Annotated in this window: 1 protein-coding gene and 1 pseudogene; both read left to right on the forward strand. The window is 45.9% G+C overall.

What is annotated here, in order from left to right:
• Window positions 1–450, forward strand: a pseudogene (locus QZ359_RS04080) (DNA-directed RNA polymerase subunit beta); the annotation flags it as partial.
• A gap of 32 nt (window positions 451–482) precedes the next feature.
• Window positions 483–3,361: DNA-directed RNA polymerase subunit beta' (gene rpoC, locus QZ359_RS04085; protein ID WP_293961245.1), on the forward strand; the 2,879-nt coding region annotated here is incomplete at its 3' end.

Below are 3,361 nucleotides of genomic sequence, written 5' to 3' on the forward strand. Positions count from 1 at the left end.
GTTACCCAACAACCACTCGGAGGTAAAGCTCAGTTTGGTGGACAACGTTTCGGTGAGATGGAGGTTTGGGCTCTTGAAGCCTATGGTGCGTCAAATGTTCTTCAAGAAATCTTGACTTACAAGTCTGACGATATCAACGGACGTTTGAAAGCTTATGAAGCCATTACAAAAGGAAAACCAATTCCAAAACCAGGTGTTCCAGAATCCTTCCGAGTTCTTGTCAAAGAATTGCAATCTCTTGGTCTTGACATGCGTGTCCTAGACGAAGATGACCAAGAAGTGGAACTTCGCGACTTGGATGAAGGAATGGACGAAGATGTCATCCACGTAGATGACCTTGAAAAAGCCCGCGAAAAAGCAGCCCAAGAGGCTAAAGCAGCCTTTGAAGCTGAAGAAGCTGAAAAAGCAACAAAAGCGGAAGCAACAGAAGAAGCTGCTGAACAAGAATAAGTAGCTCACTTAGAATAGAAAGGGAAGAAATAGTGGTTGATGTAAATCGTTTTAAAAGTATGCAAATCACCCTAGCTTCTCCAAGCAAAGTCCGTTCATGGTCTTATGGAGAAGTCAAAAAACCTGAAACAATCAATTACCGTACCTTGAAACCAGAACGTGAAGGACTCTTTGATGAAGTTATCTTTGGTCCTACAAAAGACTGGGAATGTGCTTGTGGTAAGTACAAACGCATTCGTTACAGAGGGATTGTTTGTGACCGTTGTGGGGTTGAAGTAACGCGTACAAAAGTTCGTCGTGAGCGTATGGGGCACATCGAGTTGAAAGCTCCTGTATCTCACATCTGGTACTTCAAGGGAATTCCAAGCCGTATGGGCTTGACCCTTGATATGAGTCCCCGTGCCCTCGAGGAAGTTATCTATTTCGCAGCTTATGTGGTGATTGATCCTAAGGATACACCACTTGAGCACAAGACTATCATGACAGAGCGCGAATACCGTGAGCGCTTGCGTGAGTATGGTTATGGATCATTCGTTGCCAAAATGGGTGCCGAAGCCATCCAAGACCTTTTGAAACAAGTAGATCTTGAAAAAGAAATTGCTGAACTCAAAGAAGAGTTAAAAACAGCTACTGGACAAAAACGTGTCAAAGCCATCCGTCGTTTGGATGTTTTGGATGCCTTTTACAAGTCTGGAAACAAACCTGAATGGATGATTCTCAACATCCTTCCGGTTATTCCACCAGATCTTCGTCCAATGTTGCAGTTGGATGGTGGCCGTTTTGCCTCATCTGACTTGAATGACCTGTACCGTCGTGTTATCAACCGTAACAACCGTTTGGCTCGTTTGCTTGAGTTGAATGCACCAGGTATCATCGTTCAAAATGAGAAGCGTATGCTTCAAGAAGCGGTTGACGCTTTGATTGACAATGGTCGTCGTGGTCGTCCAATCACAGGACCAGGTAGCCGTCCTCTTAAATCATTGAGCCACATGCTTAAAGGTAAACAAGGACGCTTCCGTCAAAACTTGCTCGGTAAACGTGTTGACTTCTCAGGACGTTCCGTTATCGCCGTTGGTCCAACTCTTAAGATGTACCAATGTGGTGTGCCACGTGAAATGGCAATCGAGCTCTTTAAACCATTCGTGATGCGTGAAATTGTTGCCCGTGATATCGTGCAAAACGTCAAAGCGGCTAAACGCTTGGTGGAACGCGGAGATGAGCGTATCTGGGATATTCTTGAAGAAGTAATCAAAGAACACCCAGTGCTTCTTAACCGCGCACCGACCCTTCACCGTTTGGGTATCCAAGCCTTCGAGCCAGTCTTGATTGATGGTAAGGCCCTTCGCTTGCACCCACTTGTCTGTGAAGCCTACAATGCCGACTTTGACGGGGACCAAATGGCCATCCACGTACCGCTTTCAGAAGAAGCTCAAGCAGAAGCTCGTATCTTGATGCTCGCTGCTGAGCATATCTTGAACCCGAAAGATGGTAAACCAGTTGTTACTCCATCTCAGGACATGGTTTTGGGTAACTACTACTTGACTATGGAAGAAGCTGGTCGTGAAGGTGAAGGAATGGTCTTCAAAGACCGTGACGAAGCGGTTATGGCTTACCGTAATGGTTATGTTCACCTTCACTCACGTGTCGGTATCGCAACAGACAGCCTCAACAAGCCTTGGACAGAAGAGCAAAAACATAAGGTCTTGCTTACAACAGTTGGTAAAATCCTCTTTAACGACATCATGCCAGAGGGTCTACCATACTTGCAAGAACCAAACAATGCCAACTTGACAGAAGGGGTTCCAGCTAAATATTTCTTGCCACTTGGTGGAGATATCAAGGAAGCTATCAGCAATCTTGAACTTAACCCTCCATTCAAGAAGAAAAACCTTGGAAATATCATCGCTGAAATCTTCAAACGTTTCCGTACGACAGAAACTTCTGCCCTACTTGACCGTATGAAGAATCTCGGTTACCACCACTCAACTCTTGCAGGATTGACAGTGGGTATTGCCGATATCCCAGTCGTTGATGACAAGGCTGAAATCATTGAAGAATCACACAAACGTGTAGAACAAATCACAAAACAATTCCGTCGTGGTATGATCACAGACGACGAGCGTTACAATGCCGTTACAGCTGAATGGCGTGCTGCCCGTGAAAAATTAGAGAAACGCTTGATTGCCAACCAAGATCCTAAGAACCCAATCGTTATGATGATGGACTCTGGAGCCCGTGGTAACATCTCAAACTTCTCACAGCTTGCCGGGATGCGTGGTCTGATGGCTGCTCCTAACGGACGTATCATGGAATTGCCAATCCTTTCAAACTTCCGCGAAGGTTTGTCGGTATTGGAAATGTTCTTCTCAACTCACGGTGCCCGTAAAGGTATGACCGATACGGCCCTTAAGACAGCCGACTCAGGTTACTTGACTCGTCGTTTGGTTGACGTTGCCCAAGACGTTATCATCCGTGAGGACGACTGTGGAACAGACCGTGGTCTCTTGATTCGTTCTATCGCCGAAGGAAAAGAGATGATCGAGTCTCTAGAAGAACGTCTCAACGGTCGTTACACTAAGAAAACTGTTAAACATCCAGAAACTGGTGCAGTGATTATCGGTCCAAATGAATTGATTACAGAAGACAAGGCGCGTGAAATTGTTAATGCTGGTGTGGAAGAAGTGACTATCCGCTCTGTATTTACATGTAACACTCGTCACGGTGTCTGCCGTCACTGTTACGGTATCAACTTGGCGACTGGTGATGCGGTTGAAGTTGGTGAAGCAGTCGGTACAATCGCTGCCCAATCTATCGGGGAACCTGGTACACAGCTTACAATGCGTACCTTCCACACGGGTGGGGTTGCCTCAAATACCGATATCACTCAGGGTCTTCCTCGTGTCCAAGAAAT

It is taken from the genome of Streptococcus sp., from assembly GCF_019414905.1.
GTDB lineage: Bacteria > Bacillota > Bacilli > Lactobacillales > Streptococcaceae > Streptococcus.